This window comes from Synechococcus sp. 8F6, assembly GCF_002252665.1.
Classification (GTDB): domain Bacteria; phylum Cyanobacteriota; class Cyanobacteriia; order PCC-6307; family Cyanobiaceae; genus Cyanobium_A.
In genome coordinates this window covers 1-729 of record NZ_NQKZ01000066.1, presented here as the reverse complement: position 1 = coordinate 729, position 729 = coordinate 1, and the positions used below count along the sequence as shown (strand labels likewise).

Here is a 729-nt window from a genome sequence, read left to right as displayed (position 1 = left end):
AATCGGCCCCGAAGTAGATGCCGCCGCTGTGGTGCAGCAAGCGCTCCAGCCTGTTCACCGCGGCAGCGTGTTCGTCGCTGCTACGGCGCAGGTCGCCGTGACTGGCGGGTAGAGCCAAGCGATCGAGCCGTTCGCTGCGGATCAGCCCCTGCTCGCGGCCCACCTGATCCTCTTCAAAGAGGAGATACCAGCCCACGTTGTGGAAGATCAGCTGCAGCGGCCACACCCGCAGTTCGCCCTCGGGGCTGCCTTCAAAACTGCCCACGCCGGGGTAGCGCAGCAGCAGCACGCGGCGGTGTTCCACGATCGCGGCCTCGATCGCTTCTGCGCGCCGGGGCGCAGCCAAGGAATCCCGCCGCACCAGGGCGGTGTCCACCACGGCATGGCGGGCATAGCTGCGCACCGGCGGCAGGCCATCGGCGCTGATGCCGGCCCAGCCCAGCCGTTCGTCCAGTTCGGCCAGCAGATCCTGAGCGGAGGGATCGGCCAGGCGGCCAGCGGTCTGGCGCACCACGTTGTGCAGTTCCCGCAGGCGGGGCGGCGACAGCACGGCGGTGCCGAGGCAGTAGCCGTGGCGCACGTTGTCGTTGCGGTTGCGGAAGCCGTAGGGGGTAAGGATCTTTTCCAGGTCCTTGCGCAGCGTTGCCGTTTCACCCGGCAGGTAAGCGCCAGGGATGGATTCGGTGGCAGCGATCAGGTGCTGGTGCAGGTTGCCGCCGCGCTCGGCTG

Annotated in this window: 1 pseudogene; it reads right to left on the bottom strand. The window is 68.6% G+C overall.

Annotation, left to right across the window (positions count from 1 at the left end):
- A pseudogene (locus CJZ78_RS13510) lies at positions 1 to 729 on the bottom strand (WYL domain-containing protein); the annotation flags it as partial.